Below are 14,732 nucleotides of genomic sequence, written 5' to 3' on the forward strand. Positions count from 1 at the left end.
TTGGCCGGATTGGACCTGGTTTAAACGGATTTCATCGGGCTTGACGGCCTCATCTCTTACCTGGGCTCAGCATGTAGACGCAGCCAGTCATGACGTGAAGCTTCGGGCCTGACATATGGAGGTGAGACCGGGAATCCGGTACGGCACCGGTTCCGATTCTTTGCAGCATGGACATCCGCTCTTCCACACCATCACGCCATTGCCTTAGCTAGAAGGAATGGCACGATGGGACAGACCAACCGCCGCGCATCCGCATGGCCTTCGCTGGCCGTGCTGCTGGCCGTGTCGCTCTCGGCCCTGCAACCCGCCATTGCCGACGACACCCCGGAGCGTGAGCAGCTCGCCGCGCTCGCGCGCCAGCTCGACCTGGTCGATCGCCTGGCCGAGCACGCCGCCAACACTGCGCCGCAGGCGCGTGCCCGCTACCACTTCGATTACGCCCGGCTGCGCGCCGACCTGAAGCGCGTGCGCACCGGCGTGCAGGACTTCCTCGTGCCCCAGCGTGCCCAGCCGCGCGATCCGATCCCGCTGACCGGCGACTACCTGCGCCGCGACGAACAGGAGGAGCCCTCGCCATGACCGCCGAGCAGATCGCCGCCTTCCAGGCCAACGGTGGCTTTGCGCCCTCAGCTGTGTCCGTCGTGGTGCTCGGCTTCGTGTTCGCCGTGCTGCTGTTGTGGGGCGTGTGGGCCATGCGCACGGCCTACGTGGGCTGGGCCGAGAACCGCATCAATCAACGTCAGTTCCTGGGCGTCTGCATTCGCTTCGTCGCGATGTACCTGGTGCTGACCTTCTTCCTCCTCTCCTGACCATCACGAAGGGCCATCGATCATGCACACGCCTCCGACCACTTCTCGCGTTCCCTCGCGCATCGCCACGCTGCTGGCGCCGCTGGCGCTCCTGGGGCTACCGTCATCCGTGTTCGCGCAGGGCCTGCCGACAATGGAAGACCCCTCCCGCGGCCAGGGCAGCGGCCTCATGCAGACTCTGCAGAACTACGGCTACGACATCGTGATGCTGATCGCGTTGCTCGTGGTCGCCTCGATGTTCGTCGGCGTCTGCTACCACGCCTACACCCGCTACTCCGAGATTCACACGGGTCGCGCCACCTGGGGCCAGTTCGGGCTGACCGTCGCCGTGGGTGCAATCCTGTTGGTCGTCGGCATCTGGCTGTTGACCAAAGCCACCGGCGTGCTGTAAGGGCTGCACGCGATGACCGCCCCCGCGGAGACAGCGCGCGACGCGCTGGTGACGTTCCTGCCGCACCGGCTGAATCGCCAGCCGGTGGTCGTGCGCGGACTGACCGCCGATGAGCTGTGGATCTGCGCCGGCCTGTCGGCCGCCGCCGGGCTGGTGCTCGGCGTGCCCCTGGCCTGGCTGGCGCGCAGCATCGCCATGGTGCCCACGCTGATCGTCGCGGGCATCGCGCTCGGCGTCTTCGTCGGCGGTGGCTTCCTGCGCAGCCAGAAGCGCGGCCGTCCTGACACCTGGCTGTACCGGCAGCTGCAGTGGCGGTTGACCTTGCGCTACCCGGCGCTCGCCGCTCACCTGGGCGGGTACCGTCTGATCACCCGCACGGGCTGGTGGAGCACGCGGCGCACGACCGACCGAGGTGCGGCATGAGCCGTTTCAGGAATGAGGTCGCGCACCTGCAGGCACACGTGAAGACGCTGCGCCTGAGCGGCGCGGCGCTGTTCGTGATGGCGCTGCTGCTCGGCTTCGGCTGGTGGAGCGCGCCGCGCGACCTGACCATCCACGTGCCCCCCGACCTGCGCTCGGGCAGCGTGCGCAAGTGGTGGGACGTGCCGCCCGAGAGCGTGTACGCGTTCAGCTTCTACATCTGGCAGCAGGTGCAGCGCTGGCCCACCAACGGCGAGACCGACTACCCGCGCAACCTGCACGCGCTGTCGGCCTACCTCACGCCGAGCTGCCGGGCCTTCCTGCAACAGGACTACGAGTACCGTCGCTCGAGCGGCGAGCTGCGGCAGCGCGTGCGCGGCATCTACGAGATTCCCGGCCGCGGCTATGGCGACAGCCCCAGCACGCGCGTCAAGGCGGTCTCCGACCGCGATTGGATCGTCACGTTGGACGTGAGCGCCGACGAGTACTACGGCTCCGAGCAGGTCAAGCGTGCCCTGGTGCGCTACGCCCTCAAGGTTGTGCGCATGGACGTCGATCCGGAGCGCAACCCCTTCGGCCTGGCGCTGGACTGCCATGCCAGCGCGCCTCAGCGCATCGAGACATCGCCGGCGCCCGGCACCGCATCCGGCCACCCGCAGGGAGACTCCCCATGAAACGCCATGCCCTGTCGGCCTTGACCGGCGTCTTGCTGTGGCTCGCGCTCGCGCCGGCCCAGGCTGTGGAAATCCTGCGCTGGGAACGCCTGCCGCTGGCGGTGCCGCTGGTGGTCGGCCAGGAGCGCGTGATCTTCATCGACCGCAACGTGCGTGTCGGCGTACCGGACGGCGCGGCCGCGCACCTGCGGGTGCAGAGCGCCGGCGGTGCGATCTACCTGCGGGCGAGCGAGCCGCTGCCGCCGACGCGGCTGCAGTTGCAGGACGTGGAGTCCGGCGCGCTGATTCTGCTCGACATCGCCGCCGAACCAGCGCAGGACGAACAGCCGCCGCTGGAGCCGGTGCGGATCGTGGACGCGGAGCGGTCGCCCGCCACGCGCTACGGCGGCGAGACGGCCAGCGCCACGGAAGCCGCCGCACCGGATCGGCCAGTGCGCAAGCGCGAAACACCCGTCCCAGCCGTGCTGACACGCTACGCCGCGCAGAACCTGTACGCACCGTTGCGTACCGTCGAGCCGGTCGCCGGGATCGGCCGCGTGAACCTGCGCCGCGACCTCCCGCTGGACACCCTGCTGCCGACGCTGCCGGTGCAGGCGCGGGCCTTGGCTGCCTGGCGGCTCGAAGATCAGTGGGTGACGGCGGTGCGGCTCACCAACACGGCGGCGCGCTGGCTGGACCTCGATCCGCGTGCGCTGCAGGGCAATTTCGTGGCGGCCACCTTCCAGCACCCGAACCTGGGGCCGGCCGGCCACGCGTCCGACACCACCGTGGTCTACCTGGTCACGCGCGGCCGCGGTCTGGCCGAGGCGCTGCTGCCCAGGCTGAGCCCCATCGACGCCAGCGTGAATCTGCCGCCGTCCAGTGCCGCCGGCACGGCAGGAGGAGCGTCCGATGAAAAGTAACCCGCTGCTCAAGTGGCTACTGATCCCCGTGATCCTGCTGCTGGTGTTCGTCGGCATCAAGCTGTTCTCCGGTCCCGCCGGCCAGCGGCCGGCGCTGTCGGGCACGGCCAACCCGCTCTCGCCCGAGGAGATGAAGGCCCTGGGCATCGAGGGCGACACGCCGCGCGACACGGTGGCCACGCTGGTCGCGCAGGTGAAACAGTTGCGCACCGAGCTGCAGACCGCGCTGGGCGACAACCGGCAGCAAAAGGCCGAGAACGAGCGCCTGCGCACCCGCGAGAGCGCGATCGACCAGCGCATCCAGACCGCGCTCGAAAGCGAACGCAGCCGCTCGCAGCAGGAACGCGAGCAGGTGGCGAGCGAGAAGCAGCAGACGCAGGGGCTGCTGCAGGATCTGCAGCAGCGGCTCGATGGCCTCTCCGGCAAAGGCGGCCAAGTCGATCTGCCCGTCGGGCTGGGCCTGGAAGAAGGCGACGGCAAGCGCTTCGGCAACCATGACGGCAGCGGCGCAGGCAACGGCACACAGTGGGTCGAACCGGGTGATGCCAAGACCGATGTCCGCAACAGCAGCAAGGAACCGAGCTTTCCGCTGAGCTTCGGCCCGGCGCAGAAAACCCTGTCAACCGCCGTGGAGTCCGTCGCCGATGCCGGCGGGCGTGCGGTGGTCGGCGCCGTGGGCGCGACCACGACGCCGTTCTACACGGTGCCGCGCAATGCGACGCTGATGGGATCAGTGGCGATGACGGCGCTGATCGGCCGCGTGCCCATCGACGGCACGGTCAATGACCCGTACCCCTTCAAGGTGCTGATCGGCCCGGACAACCTGACGGCAAACGGCATCGACATCCCCGACGTGGCCGGCGCCGTGGTCAGCGGCACGGCCTCTGGGGACTGGACGCTTTCGTGCGTGCGCGGGCAAATCCGTTCGGTCACTTTCGTGTTCCACGACGGCACCATCCGCACCGTGCCCGAGGACGGCAACCGGGACCAGCGCGGCGGGCAAGCCAACGGCACGACGAGTGCCACGCAAGGCGGCCTCGGCTGGATCAGCGATCCCTACGGCATTCCCTGCGTCAGCGGCGAGCGGCGCAGCAATGCACAGCAGTACCTCGGCAGCCAGGCGCTGATCACCGCGGCCGGCGCGGGCGCGGCCTCGCTCATCAAGTCCGACAACGGTAGCGTGGCCGTGGTCGCCAACGGAAACGGCTCGCTCGGCACGGTCGGCATCGGCGGCAACGAAGCGATGGGCCGCATCCTGGCCGGTGGCGTGCGCGACATGGCCGATTGGGTCAACAAGTTGTACGGCCAGGCCTTCGCGGCCGTCTACGTGCAGCCCGGCGCCAGGGTCGCCGTGCATCTGGAGCAGCCGCTCCACATCGACCGCGACGCCCAGGGGCGTCGGGTGAACCACCGCATCGGAGAAGCCCATGCCTCGGACCTGGATTGACGCGGCTGCCGTGCTGCTGGCGGCCGTCTTGCTCGGCGGCTGCGCGACCAGCAAGGAGAAGCTGCTGCCCCACGGACACAACACCATGCTCGACATCTGGCAGCAGGAGACCGGCGGCGGCGAAGGCGGCGGCCCCGGCAACGGTCGGGGCGCACAGCAACTGCTCGATGCACGCCAGGGCCTGCGCCGGCCGCTGACCGAAGCCGACGTGCAGGCCACACCCGCCGTGCAGGAGCGCTACACGCGCACCGCGAGCAACGAAATCTACCGGCAGTTTCATCGCCTACCGAATCCCGACTTGGTGATGTACGTGTTCCCGCATCTGGCCGGCACCGACCCGGTGCCGGTGCCTGGCTACAGCACGGTGTTCCCGTTGTACCAGCGCGTGCAGTACGCAATGCCCGGCGAGCGGGTGGAGGACTATTGATGGCCTGGTCGATGCCATGGCCGCTCAAGGGGGCCGCTCCTCCGGCGGGTGGTGCCCAGGCAGCGGAGGATGCCTGGGCGCAGCATGTCGCGACGCTGGCCGCGCAGGGCATACCCGAGCCCGGCGGCGCGCTCGCAGGCCAGCGCCGGCCCGCGACCCAGGCCGACCACGATGCGCTCTACACCGTCGCGCCGTCGTTCGCGGACATGCTGCCGTGGGTCGAGTACCTGCCGAGCTCGAAGGTCATGCTGCTCGAAGACGGGCAGTCGGTGGCCGCGTTCTTCGAGCTGCTGCCGGTGGGCACTGAAGGCCGCGAGCTGGCCTGGCTGTGGCAGGCCCGCGATGCTCTGGAGAACGCCCTGCAGGACTCTTTCGACGAACTCGATGAGAACCCCTGGGTGGTGCAGCTCTACGCCCAGGATGAAGCCGATTGGAACCCCTACCTGAGCAACTTGGCAGGCTACGTGCAGCCGCGTGCGCAGGGCAGCGCGTTCAGCGAGTTCTACCAGCGCTTCTTTGCCCACCACCTGCGCGCCATCGCCAAGCCGGGCGGGCTGTTCGAGGACACCACCGTTACCCGCCTGCCGTGGCGCGGCCAGGTGCGGCGCGTGCGCATGGTGGTCTACCGCCGCACGCCCACGGCCGCGGCCACGCGGCGCGGCCAGTCGCCCGAGCAGGCGCTGACCACGATCTGCGACCGCCTGGTGGGCGGGCTGGCGAATGCCGGCGTGAAGGCCCGGCGCCTCGGTGCGGCGGACATCCACGCCTGGCTGCTGCGCTGGTTCAACCCACATCCGACCCTGCTCGGCCCGAGCGCCGAAGACCGCGAGCGCTTCTATGCGCTGACCCGCTACCCCGACGAGCCCGAGGAGGGCGAAGTCGAACTCGCCAGCGGCACCGACTTCGCGCAGCGACTGTTCTTCGGCCCGCCGCGCTCGGATGTCGAGCAGGGCCTGTGGTTCTTCGATGGGCTCCCGCATCGCGTCATCGTGATGGATCGCCTGCGCACGCCGCCGGCGACCGGACACCTGACGGGCGAGACGCGCAAGGGCGGCGACGCCATGAACGCGCTGTTCGACCAGGTGCCAGAAGACACGGTGATGTGCCTGACCGTGGTGGCGACACCGCAGGACGTGCTGGAGAGCCATCTCAATCACCTCGCCAAGAAGGCCGTCGGCGAAACCCTGGCCTCCGAACAGACGCGCGCGGACGTGCAGCAGGCCCGCGGCCTGATCGGCAGCGCCCACAAGCTCTACCGCGGCGCGCTGGCGTTCTACCTGCGTGGTCGAGATCAGGCCCAGCTCGACGCGCGCGGCCTGCAGCTCGTCAACGTGATGCTCAACGCGGGCCTGCAGCCGGTGCGCGAGGAAGACGAGGTGGCGCCGCTGAACAGCTACCTGCGCTGGCTGCCCTGCGTCTACGACCCGGCCGCCGACAAGCGCGGGTGGTACACGCAGCTCATGTTCGCGCAGCACGCCGCGAACCTGGCGCCGGTCTGGGGCCGCAACCAGGGCACAGGCCACCCCGGCATCACCTTCTTCAACCGCGGCGGCGGCACGATCAGCTTCGACCCACTGAACCGGCTCGACCGGCAGATGAATGCGCATCTGTTCCTGTTCGGTCCCACGGGTTCCGGCAAATCCGCGACCCTAAACAACCTGCTCAACCAGGTCACCGCCATCTACCGGCCGCGGCTGTTCATCGTCGAAGCGGGCAACTCGTTCGGGCTGTTCGGCGACTTCGCTGCGCGCCTTGGGCTCAGCGTCAACCGCGTGAAGCTCGCACCAGGCTCGGGCGTCAGCCTGGCCCCGTTTGCCGATGCCTGGCGCTTGGTCGATACGCCGGGCCAGGTGCAGACGCTCGACGCCGACGCGCTCGACGAGGACCGTGCCGAAACTGCTGCGGCGATGGAAGGCGACGAGCAGCGCGACATGCTCGGCGAGTTGGAGATCACGGCGCGGCTGATGATCACGGGCGGTGAAGAGCGCGAGGAAGCGCGCATGACGCGCGCCGACCGCAGCCTGATCCGCCAGTGCATCCTCGACGCGGCGCGGCGCTGCGTGGCCGAGCAACGCACGGTGCTCACGCGCGACGTGCGCGACGCGCTGCGCGAGCGCAGCCGCGATGCCACGCTGCCGGAGACGCGGCGGGCGCGGCTGCAGGAGATGGCGGACGCGATGGACATGTTCTGCCAGGGCGTGGACGGCGAGATGTTCGACCGTCCGGGGACGCCGTGGCCCGAGGCGGACATCACCATTGTCGATCTGGCGACCTTCGCCCGCGAGGGTTACAACGCGCAGCTCTCCATTGCTTACATCTCGCTGATCAACACGGTCAACAACATCGCCGAGCGGGATCAGTATCTCGGCCGACCCATCGTCAACGTGACGGACGAAGGCCACATCATCACCAAGAATCCGCTGCTCTCGCCGTACATCGTCAAGATCACCAAGATGTGGCGCAAGCTCGGTGCCTGGTTCTGGCTGGCCACGCAAAACCTCGACGACTTGCCCAAGGCGGCCGAGCCCATGCTCAACATGATCGAGTGGTGGATCTGCCTGTCGATGCCGCCGGACGAGGTGGAGAAGGTCGCGCGTTTCCGCGAACTCAACGCTTCGCAGAAGGCGCTGATGCTGTCGGCGCGCAAGCAGGCCGGCGCCTTCTCGGAGGGCGTCATCCTTTCCAAGAGCATGGAAGTGCTGTTCCGCGCCGTGCCGCCCAGCCTCTACCTGGCGATGGCGATGACCGAACCGGAGGAGAAGGCCGAGCGCTACCAGCTCATGCAACAGCATGGCATCAACGAACTGGATGCCGCCTTCCGCGTGGCCGAGAGGATCGACCGCGCCCGCGGCATCGAGCCGCTGGCGCTGGATGCATGGGCCTGAAGGAGGAACGCCATGCGCCTGCCTTCGTTCACTCGACGCCATGCCCTGATCGCGCTGCTGGTCGCGGCGGTGGGCGCCGCCGGGTGGTTGCTCCTGCGCACGCCCGATGCGGCCCCGGAGTTCATGCATCCGATCACGACCGTGCCCGAGCCACCGAAGCCGGTTGGGCCGCCGTGGCTGTACGGCCGCAGCGATGCCCGCTTCACGGTGGTCGGTTACGCCGACCTGGAGTGCCCGTACTGCCGGGCGTACTTCCCGACGCTCAAGCGCTGGATCGACGCCCACCCCGAGGTGAACTGGCAGTGGCATCACCTGCCGCTGTCCATGCACGAGCCAGCCGCGACCGCCGGGGCACGCCTGGCCGAGTGCGCGGGCGAGGTGGGCGGGCATGCCGCGTTCTGGCAGGCGGTGGCCTGGCTCTACGCGCACACCCGTGGCGACGGCCAGGGCCTGCCGGAGGGCCTGCGCTATCCCGACCTCACGCCAACCCTGCAGCAGTGCCTCGACAGCGAGCGGCCCGACGCCGTGATCCGTGCCCAGGCGGTGGAAGCAGCGCAGCAGGGCATCGCGGCCACGCCGGCCTTGCAACTGCGCGACCGCGAGTCAGGCAAGACGCTCCTGCTGCACGGTCCCGTCGAAGGCGATGCCTTGCTGTCGGCCATCGGCCTGCTTTCCGCCGGCAGCACGAGCGTAGCCGAACCCGCCCATTCCCCAGACATGCCCGCCGGCGTTGCTGGCGACATGCCCAGGTAGCCATCGATCTTCAAGGCTACGGCGCGGCTCGTCCGCGTTGATCGAAACCCGTTCGCATCGCATCCCTTGACGCGAACAGCCACCGCATCCGCGGTGGTGGATGCCTGCTCGTCACCTGTTCCGTTCCCATCGTCCCCAGGAGGGTTTGCCCTCCTGGGGCGGGCGCCCTCCGATCTCATCCATTGGAGGTTCGCCATGTCTTTTGTCATCGCCGATTCCCGCCCGGAGTCGCTCACCCTGATCGCCGACCAGCACGAGGACTGGATCATCCGGCAGGCCATCACCCTGCTGGAGAACCGCGTGTTCAAGGCCGGTCCCGCGCTGGGCAGTCCCGCCGCCGTGCGCGACTACCTGCGCCTGAAACTGGTCGCGGAGCCGAACGAAGTCTTCGCCGTCGTGTTTCTCGACAACCGGCACCAGGTGCTCGCCTACGAGCCGCTGTTCAAGGGCACGGTCGACCAGACTTCGGTGTATCCGAGGGTGGTTGTCCAGCGTGCGCTGGCGCTCAACGCTTCGGCGCTGATCCTGGCGCATCAGCACCCCTCGGGGAACACCGAGCCCTCGGCCGCTGATCGTGCGATCACCGAGCGGCTGAAGAGCGCCCTGGCCACCGTCGATATCCGGGTGCTGGATCATTTCATCGTCGGCAAGGGCACGCCGTATTCGTTCGCCGAGCAAGGCCTGCTGTAGCCGCGTCCTGCCACCGCGCCGCAACGGTGCTCGTCTGTTGTCCCCCACGGGAGCCTTCGGCTCCCGTTCTCTTTGGGCGCCGGCCTGCAGGAAATCGGAGCCGGCCGGTGTCGGTTTCTTTGTCGCTCACGGGCTGGCCTTGCGCTCGACTACAGGCTGCATCGACTCCGCGGAGGCGCGACATGCCGGCTCTTTCCCTCGATCTTCCCGCCGCCTCACGGCGCCCTCTGGCCGCCGTGCTGTGCCTGGCGCTGCTCGCGCCGGTCGCGGTGGCGGCGGACGTGCTCGTCATCACCGACAGCCGTCATCCGGTGCAGGCCCCGGCCGGCGTGCGCGTCATCGAGCTGGACCAGCCGGCGAACATCGAGGCCGAACTCACGGCGCGCCTGCCCGCTGACCCGGCCCAGGCGGAGGCCCTGGTACGGCAGCGGCTGCTCGATGGCGGCGCCGACCTGCAGCGCCGCATCCGCCAGGCCTACCAGGGCGTCGCCGATGCCTGGGGACTGGGCATCGTCAAGATCCCAGCCGTGGTGGTCGATCGGCGCTACGTGGTCTACGGCGAGCCCGACGTGGCCCACGCCGTCGCGCGCATCGACGTCTACCGGAGCGCACGGCCATGAGCCGCCAGATCACTTCCCGGCGCCGGTGCGCCATTGTCGCCTCGCTGATGCTGGGCGCGGCCACCTCGGCGTTCGCCCTGAACACCGCCACGATCGTCTCTTCGGCGTTGTCGCCTGACTGCCTGGAGTACCGCGTTGTCGGCATCTGCTACTGGCTGTACTGCACGCCGTACGGCTGCTCGGTGCGCACCTCGGTGAAGGTACGCCACTACCTGCCCGATGCCGTCGTGTCGAGCTACAGCAACACGGGTGAGAACCCCTGGATGGAAGTGCGCGCGATGAGCATGCCGAATCCGACCGCCAAGGCCGGTGGCGACGGCACCACCAACCACGACAACGAAAACAACCTGGCGAAATTCAAGAACGCTGACGTCATTGGACACCCGGGCGGCTACGTGTTCAGCCAGTTTGCGAGTTCCTTTGGTTACTCGTGCGAGGGTGCGGGCACGGCCTTCATGCCCTACCTGCTGAGCACGCTCGATACCATCGCCTGGCGCTACAACATCCCCGAAGCCTTCTACCCCGAAGCGCTGATTCCCGGCCGGCGCGAGATTGGTACGCGCGCAGGACTGAACTTGTGGGGCAACGTCTATCCGCGCGGCGGCTTCCTGCACCAGACCGATGACTACAAGAGCGGCGCCGTGGTCGCGCAGCGGGCGGGCGACATCGTGACGCGCCGCAACCAGGTCCACGTTTATCAGTCGCTGCTGGCCAACGCGCGCGACGGCTACTGGCCTGCCGGTGCCTTGAAGGAAGGCGATGCCTCCACCGGCAAGTGGCAGGAGCTGACACCGACCCTCTCGAATACCTGCGCGGTGTTCCCGCACGGCGACACCCGCGTGCAGGCCCAACAGGGCGACTACGCCTGGGCACTGTGGCGGCCGTATGCCTGCTGCGAACGCAAGGGGCAGGTCTTCCTCGGCAGCGTCGATTTCATGTGAGGAACCACGATGAACACCTCTCTCCACGACTTCCTGCGCCGCGCGCAGCCGCATCTACGGGCTACGCTACTCGTGGGCACCATCACGGTGGCCGTCGGCGCCGCCTGGGCGCAAACCAGCATCAACAGCAGCGGCGTGAACGCGAGCGGCAGCGTGATCGGCGACGACGTGCTCTACAGCATCGGCGGTGGCCGCGCCGTGTCCATGGGCGGTGCGGGGAACATGCAGAGCATCGGTGTCGGCATCGGCTGGAACAGCAACCTCATCTGCGGCGACATGAGCATCACCACGACGCTGCAGAACCAGTTGAACGGCATCACCAACGGCTTCCAGACGATCATGTCGAACGTGATCCAGAACGCCACCGCCGCGGTGGCGTCGCTGCCGGCGCTGATCATCCAGCGCGCCGACCCGGGGCTCTACAACCTGCTGACCAACGGCATCCTGCAGGCGCGGCTGGACTTCGACCGTTCCAAGATGACCTGCCGTGCGATCGCCGAGCGGATGGCCGACATGGCTGGCGGCCAGGCCGGCTGGAACCAGCTCGCCGAGGGCCTGGCGCTGCGGGATGCGGTCAGCAGCACCGATGCCGTGTCCGCCATCGAGCAGGCCGAGACCAACCGGGGCAACAACGGCGTGCCCTGGGTTGGTGGCGGCAATGCCGGCGGCAACGGCCAAAGCTCGATCAAGGTGGTGGGCGACGTGACGCGTGCGGGCTACAACCTGCTCAACGGCCGCAGCGTCGGCGATACGTCGCCGATTGCGTCCAGCGCCTGCGGCAACCGCCTGACCTGCCAAACCTGGCCATCGCCGCAGGCGGCCTCGGCCTGGGCGATCCGCGTGCTGGGCGAGCGTGAGCAGCGCACCTGCGAGAGCTGCACCAAGACGCAGACCACCCCAGGCGTCGGGCTCACGCCGATGATCCAGGAAGAGTACGAAACCAAGCTGCAGGCGCTGCAAGAGCTGGTGACAGGGGCGCGGTCGACGACGCAGGCCCATCTCGAAGCCGCCGGAAGCAGCTCGCTGCCGATCACCCGTGGCGTGATCGAAGCGCTACGCGACGAGCCCGATCAGGACGTGCTGGGCCGGCGTCTCGCATCCGAGGCCGCACTGTCGAGCGTGCTGGAAAAAGCCTTGCTGCTGCAGCGCACGCTGCTGACGGGCAAGAAGGAGCCCAACGTCGCAGCCAACGAGCTGGCCGTGCAGGCGGTCGATCAGGAGAACGCCGCGCTGGAGCAAGAGATCAACAACCTCAAGACCGAGCTGGAGCTGCGGCGCACGTTGGCCGGCAACTCGGCGATGGCGATCATCCAGCGCCACAGCACCCGCGCCGCCGGCTCGCGCGGTGTCTTCGAGGGCGACACCACACGCGATCGGCTGCGGGAGATCGAGAAGCCTCGGAGCGGTACGCCATGAGCCGGCTGGCCTGGCTGCGGCTGCCGTGGCTGTTCAACCGCCGCGTTGGCGTGGCGCTGCTGTGGACCTTGCTGGTGGTCGCCGCCGCGGTGGCGGTGAACATCGCGGGCATCCACGTGGTCGGCGGCGTCGATGGCTGGGAGCACTGGCTGCAGGCGCACGCCGGTCACTTCTTCGTGTGGCGGCTGTGCCTCTACGGAGCGACGGCTTATGGCTGGTGGTGGATGCGTCGGCGGCTGTTGCGGCGAGAGCCCTCCCGCGAGACGCATCAGCGCCTGCGGCGCACGGAGATCGCGGCCGTGACAGCCCTCGTACTGCTGGAAGGCAGCCAGTTGCTGCGGCACGGCTGAGACCGGGAGACGGGCATGACGCTCTACACGACGGACTATCTGGAGTACTACCTCACGCTGGTGGGCTGGATCGTCAACAACGGCATCTGGAACCTGCTGGTGGCCAGCGGCGTGTTCGCACTGCCGTTCGTGGCCATCGTGATTCAGGAGTGGCTCAAAGCCCGCAGCGAAGGTGCGGACGAGGGCAACAAGGGCGTGCTGTCGTCGCTGCGCATCGAGAACCGCGTATGGGTGGCGATCGTGGTCATCCTGTTCGCCGGCATCCCGTTCATTCCGGTCGACCTCAGCATCATCCGCTTCGACACCACGCGCTCCGCGCAATGCCAGGTCAACGTCCCGCTGCCCGACGACACGGGCTGGTCCAACGTCTACACCACGCTCGGCAACCAGAGCGCGCTGGTGCCGGTGTGGTGGTTCTTCATGCACGCCATCTCCAAGGCGGTCACGGGCGCCGCGGTGGCGGCGATTCCCTGCGGCACGGACCTGCGGCAAATACGGATGGATGTGGATGCCACGCGCACCGACGATCCGGTGCTGGCACAGGAGGTCGCCGACTTCACGCACGACTGCTACGGGCCGTCGCGCGCCAAGCTGTTCATGAACCGCCCGACGCTCTCCGACGAGCAGATGAACGACGTCACCTGGATCGGGTCGAGCTACTTCCTCGACACGCCCGGCTTCTATGACACCTATCGCGCCAAGACCCCACGCACGGCCTGGCCCTATGACGCCACGCGCGATGCGGGACTGGCTCAGGTAGACAGTGGCGGCGGCTATCCGTCCTGCCGGCAGTGGTGGGCCGATGGCGGCCAGGGGTTGCACAGCCGGCTGCTGGCACAGGTCGACCCCGACCTGCTGACCCGCATCGGGCGCTGGGCGGGCTTCCTGTCGCAGAGCGAGGTCAATGACTCGGTGATCCGCGCCGTGGTGTCACCGCGACAGCAGAAGATGAACCAGGGCGCGGTCTACACCGACTACGGTGGGCAGATCGACAAGACCTTGCCGAACATCGTCACGCGCGGCGCGAGCGACCTGGGGCTGACCGTGGGCTCGCTGGCCTTCTTCCCTGCGATGGACGTGGTGCGTCAGGCCGTGCCGATGGTGTTGTCGTTGCTCAAGATGGCACTCGTCATCTGCATCCCGTTGGTGCTCTTGGTGGGCACCTACGACCTCAAGACGACGGTGACGGTGAGCTGCGTGAAGTTCGCGCTGTTCTTCGTGGACTTCTGGTTCCAGCTCGCGCGCTGGATCGACAGCACGATCCTGGATGCGCTCTACGGCTGGGGGTTTGCCGCGGACAGGCCGCACGCCAACTTCGCCCCATTGATCGGCCTGAACAATGCGTTCGGTGACATGCTGCTGAACTTCGTCATGGCAACGATGTTCATCGTGTTGCCGACGTTCTGGGTCATGGCATTGGCCTGGGCAGGCGTGCGCACGGGAAATATCGTGCAGGGGTTGTCCACCGCCACCTCGGACGCCAAAGGCGCTGGCGGGCGTGGCGCTGGCATGGCAATGAGCGCCGTATCGAAGAAGTGACCGCCGTTCAGTCGTCGTCGGTCACATGCGGGTCGATGCGCCAGTCGCTCTTGTCATAAAGCCCGAAGCCGTTGGGGCCTTCCCTCCACTCGGGTTGCGGTTCCTCTTGATCAGGGTCGTCGTGCTGCACGAACCATGCAGCAGTCACCGCAAAGGCAAGCAGCAGGGCCAGCCAGGATGCAGCGTAGAGCAGGACACCGAACACGGCGAGCTTGACGATCCAGAGCACCACCTTGGCCGCATCTGCAGGCACTCCACGCGCCACCAGCCAGCCGGCGGCACGTTGCTCACGACGCAGGTAGCCACGCCAGGCACGGCCAGCCCCCCGGCCCAGCCGGTGGCTCCAGCGCCCGTTGTGCGTGTTGGTCGTCATGCTCATGTGCCTCGGTTTCTGTGGTGCCTCACCTCATGGGGGAGGCGTTGTCGTTCGCCCTCCAGCATAGACCGCGATCCAGAAGGCGAGGTTGC

General features: G+C 68.1%; 17 protein-coding genes. 16 read left to right on the forward strand and 1 reads right to left on the reverse strand.

Annotation, left to right across the window (positions count from 1 at the left end):
* The first annotated feature begins 225 nt into the window (after nucleotides 1–225).
* From OUY36_RS06290 to OUY36_RS06365, 16 genes are all read left to right on the forward strand, one after another.
* Nucleotides 226–579 carry an integrative conjugative element protein, RAQPRD family gene (locus tag OUY36_RS06290; RefSeq protein ID WP_267937265.1) on the forward strand — a complete coding sequence of 118 codons (354 nt, stop codon included), beginning with the start codon at nucleotides 226–228 and terminating at the stop codon, nucleotides 577–579.
* Complete coding sequence (locus OUY36_RS06295; RefSeq protein ID WP_086077271.1) at nucleotides 576–809, forward strand: TIGR03758 family integrating conjugative element protein; 234 nt, start codon at nucleotides 576–578, stop codon at nucleotides 807–809. The genes OUY36_RS06290 and OUY36_RS06295 overlap by 4 nt, the downstream gene beginning before the upstream one ends.
* Nucleotides 810–831: 22 nt before the next feature.
* On the forward strand, nucleotides 832–1,200 hold the full coding sequence (locus OUY36_RS06300; RefSeq protein WP_267937269.1) for a TIGR03745 family integrating conjugative element membrane protein: 369 nt from the start codon (nucleotides 832–834) through the stop codon (nucleotides 1,198–1,200).
* Nucleotides 1,201–1,212: 12 nt separating this feature from the next.
* Nucleotides 1,213–1,623: a TIGR03750 family conjugal transfer protein gene (locus OUY36_RS06305; RefSeq protein WP_267937271.1), complete on the forward strand. Its 411-nt coding sequence runs from the start codon at nucleotides 1,213–1,215 to the stop codon at nucleotides 1,621–1,623.
* Nucleotides 1,620–2,294, forward strand: a complete 675-nt coding sequence (locus tag OUY36_RS06310; protein WP_267937273.1) for a PFL_4703 family integrating conjugative element protein — start codon at nucleotides 1,620–1,622, stop codon at nucleotides 2,292–2,294. Before OUY36_RS06305 ends, OUY36_RS06310 begins: the two co-directional genes overlap by 4 nt.
* The gene (locus OUY36_RS06315; protein WP_267937276.1) at nucleotides 2,291–3,196 is read left to right on the forward strand and encodes a TIGR03749 family integrating conjugative element protein; all 906 of its coding nucleotides are present in this window, start codon (nucleotides 2,291–2,293) and stop codon (nucleotides 3,194–3,196) included. The genes OUY36_RS06310 and OUY36_RS06315 overlap by 4 nt, the downstream gene beginning before the upstream one ends.
* Nucleotides 3,186–4,643 carry a TIGR03752 family integrating conjugative element protein gene (locus tag OUY36_RS06320; RefSeq protein ID WP_267937278.1) on the forward strand — a complete coding sequence of 486 codons (1,458 nt, stop codon included), beginning with the start codon at nucleotides 3,186–3,188 and terminating at the stop codon, nucleotides 4,641–4,643. The genes OUY36_RS06315 and OUY36_RS06320 overlap by 11 nt, the downstream gene beginning before the upstream one ends.
* Nucleotides 4,624–5,070, forward strand: a complete 447-nt coding sequence (locus OUY36_RS06325; RefSeq protein WP_267937281.1) for a TIGR03751 family conjugal transfer lipoprotein — start codon at nucleotides 4,624–4,626, stop codon at nucleotides 5,068–5,070. Before OUY36_RS06320 ends, OUY36_RS06325 begins: the two co-directional genes overlap by 20 nt.
* Nucleotides 5,070–7,955 (forward strand): conjugative transfer ATPase, encoded by a 2,886-nt coding sequence (locus tag OUY36_RS06330; RefSeq protein WP_267937283.1) that lies wholly within the window; start codon nucleotides 5,070–5,072, stop codon nucleotides 7,953–7,955. Before OUY36_RS06325 ends, OUY36_RS06330 begins: the two co-directional genes overlap by 1 nt.
* Before the next feature lie 12 nt (nucleotides 7,956–7,967).
* Complete coding sequence (locus tag OUY36_RS06335; RefSeq protein WP_267937285.1) at nucleotides 7,968–8,708, forward strand: DsbA family protein; 741 nt, start codon at nucleotides 7,968–7,970, stop codon at nucleotides 8,706–8,708.
* A gap of 195 nt (nucleotides 8,709–8,903) precedes the next feature.
* Nucleotides 8,904–9,398 (forward strand): RadC family protein, encoded by a 495-nt coding sequence (gene radC / locus OUY36_RS06340; protein ID WP_267937286.1) that lies wholly within the window; start codon nucleotides 8,904–8,906, stop codon nucleotides 9,396–9,398.
* 182 nt (nucleotides 9,399–9,580) lie between these two features.
* A complete protein-coding gene (locus tag OUY36_RS06345) occupies nucleotides 9,581–10,018 on the forward strand; it encodes a TIGR03757 family integrating conjugative element protein (RefSeq protein WP_267937287.1) in 438 nt (145 codons plus the stop codon).
* Entirely contained in the window at nucleotides 10,015–10,959 is a 945-nt protein-coding gene (locus tag OUY36_RS06350; protein WP_267937288.1) for a TIGR03756 family integrating conjugative element protein, read from the forward strand. The genes OUY36_RS06345 and OUY36_RS06350 overlap by 4 nt, the downstream gene beginning before the upstream one ends.
* 9 nt (nucleotides 10,960–10,968) lie before the next feature.
* Nucleotides 10,969–12,375 (forward strand): integrating conjugative element protein, encoded by a 1,407-nt coding sequence (locus OUY36_RS06355; RefSeq protein ID WP_267937289.1) that lies wholly within the window; start codon nucleotides 10,969–10,971, stop codon nucleotides 12,373–12,375.
* Entirely contained in the window at nucleotides 12,372–12,725 is a 354-nt protein-coding gene (locus OUY36_RS06360) for a hypothetical protein (RefSeq protein ID WP_267937290.1), read from the forward strand. The genes OUY36_RS06355 and OUY36_RS06360 overlap by 4 nt, the downstream gene beginning before the upstream one ends.
* Nucleotides 12,726–12,740: 15 nt before the next feature.
* A complete protein-coding gene (locus OUY36_RS06365; protein WP_267937291.1) occupies nucleotides 12,741–14,264 on the forward strand; it encodes a conjugal transfer protein TraG N-terminal domain-containing protein in 1,524 nt (507 codons plus the stop codon).
* A 7-nt stretch (nucleotides 14,265–14,271) separates the two neighbouring features.
* Here OUY36_RS06365 and OUY36_RS06370 read toward each other — a convergent pair whose 3' ends face one another.
* Nucleotides 14,272–14,643 carry a DUF3742 family protein gene (locus OUY36_RS06370; RefSeq protein ID WP_267937292.1) on the reverse strand — a complete coding sequence of 124 codons (372 nt, stop codon included), beginning with the start codon at nucleotides 14,641–14,643 and terminating at the stop codon, nucleotides 14,272–14,274.
* Between the last annotated feature and the right edge of the window lie 89 nt (nucleotides 14,644–14,732).

Origin of the sequence: Stutzerimonas sp. R40042 (assembly GCF_026642215.1) — a bacterium.
GTDB classification, from domain to species: Bacteria; Pseudomonadota; Gammaproteobacteria; order Pseudomonadales; family Pseudomonadaceae; genus Stutzerimonas; species Stutzerimonas frequens.

Bases quoted from the DNA above. Each gene is read 5' to 3' on its own strand.
- OUY36_RS06290 (WP_267937265.1), top strand. From the start codon at position 226: ATGGGACAGACCAACCGCCGCGCATCCGCATGGCCTTCGCTGGCCGTG.
- OUY36_RS06295 (WP_086077271.1), top strand. From the start codon at position 576: ATGACCGCCGAGCAGATCGCCGCCTTCCAGGCCAACGGTGGCTTTGCG.
- OUY36_RS06300 (WP_267937269.1), top strand. From the start codon at position 832: ATGCACACGCCTCCGACCACTTCTCGCGTTCCCTCGCGCATCGCCACG.
- OUY36_RS06305 (WP_267937271.1), top strand. From the start codon at position 1,213: ATGACCGCCCCCGCGGAGACAGCGCGCGACGCGCTGGTGACGTTCCTG.
- OUY36_RS06310 (WP_267937273.1), top strand. From the start codon at position 1,620: ATGAGCCGTTTCAGGAATGAGGTCGCGCACCTGCAGGCACACGTGAAG.
- OUY36_RS06315 (WP_267937276.1), top strand. From the start codon at position 2,291: ATGAAACGCCATGCCCTGTCGGCCTTGACCGGCGTCTTGCTGTGGCTC.
- OUY36_RS06320 (WP_267937278.1), top strand. From the start codon at position 3,186: ATGAAAAGTAACCCGCTGCTCAAGTGGCTACTGATCCCCGTGATCCTG.
- OUY36_RS06325 (WP_267937281.1), top strand. From the start codon at position 4,624: ATGCCTCGGACCTGGATTGACGCGGCTGCCGTGCTGCTGGCGGCCGTC.
- OUY36_RS06330 (WP_267937283.1), top strand. From the start codon at position 5,070: ATGGCCTGGTCGATGCCATGGCCGCTCAAGGGGGCCGCTCCTCCGGCG.
- OUY36_RS06335 (WP_267937285.1), top strand. From the start codon at position 7,968: ATGCGCCTGCCTTCGTTCACTCGACGCCATGCCCTGATCGCGCTGCTG.
- radC (WP_267937286.1), top strand. From the start codon at position 8,904: ATGTCTTTTGTCATCGCCGATTCCCGCCCGGAGTCGCTCACCCTGATC.
- OUY36_RS06345 (WP_267937287.1), top strand. From the start codon at position 9,581: ATGCCGGCTCTTTCCCTCGATCTTCCCGCCGCCTCACGGCGCCCTCTG.
- OUY36_RS06350 (WP_267937288.1), top strand. From the start codon at position 10,015: ATGAGCCGCCAGATCACTTCCCGGCGCCGGTGCGCCATTGTCGCCTCG.
- OUY36_RS06355 (WP_267937289.1), top strand. From the start codon at position 10,969: ATGAACACCTCTCTCCACGACTTCCTGCGCCGCGCGCAGCCGCATCTA.
- OUY36_RS06360 (WP_267937290.1), top strand. From the start codon at position 12,372: ATGAGCCGGCTGGCCTGGCTGCGGCTGCCGTGGCTGTTCAACCGCCGC.
- OUY36_RS06365 (WP_267937291.1), top strand. From the start codon at position 12,741: ATGACGCTCTACACGACGGACTATCTGGAGTACTACCTCACGCTGGTG.
- OUY36_RS06370 (WP_267937292.1), bottom strand. From the start codon at position 14,643: ATGAGCATGACGACCAACACGCACAACGGGCGCTGGAGCCACCGGCTG.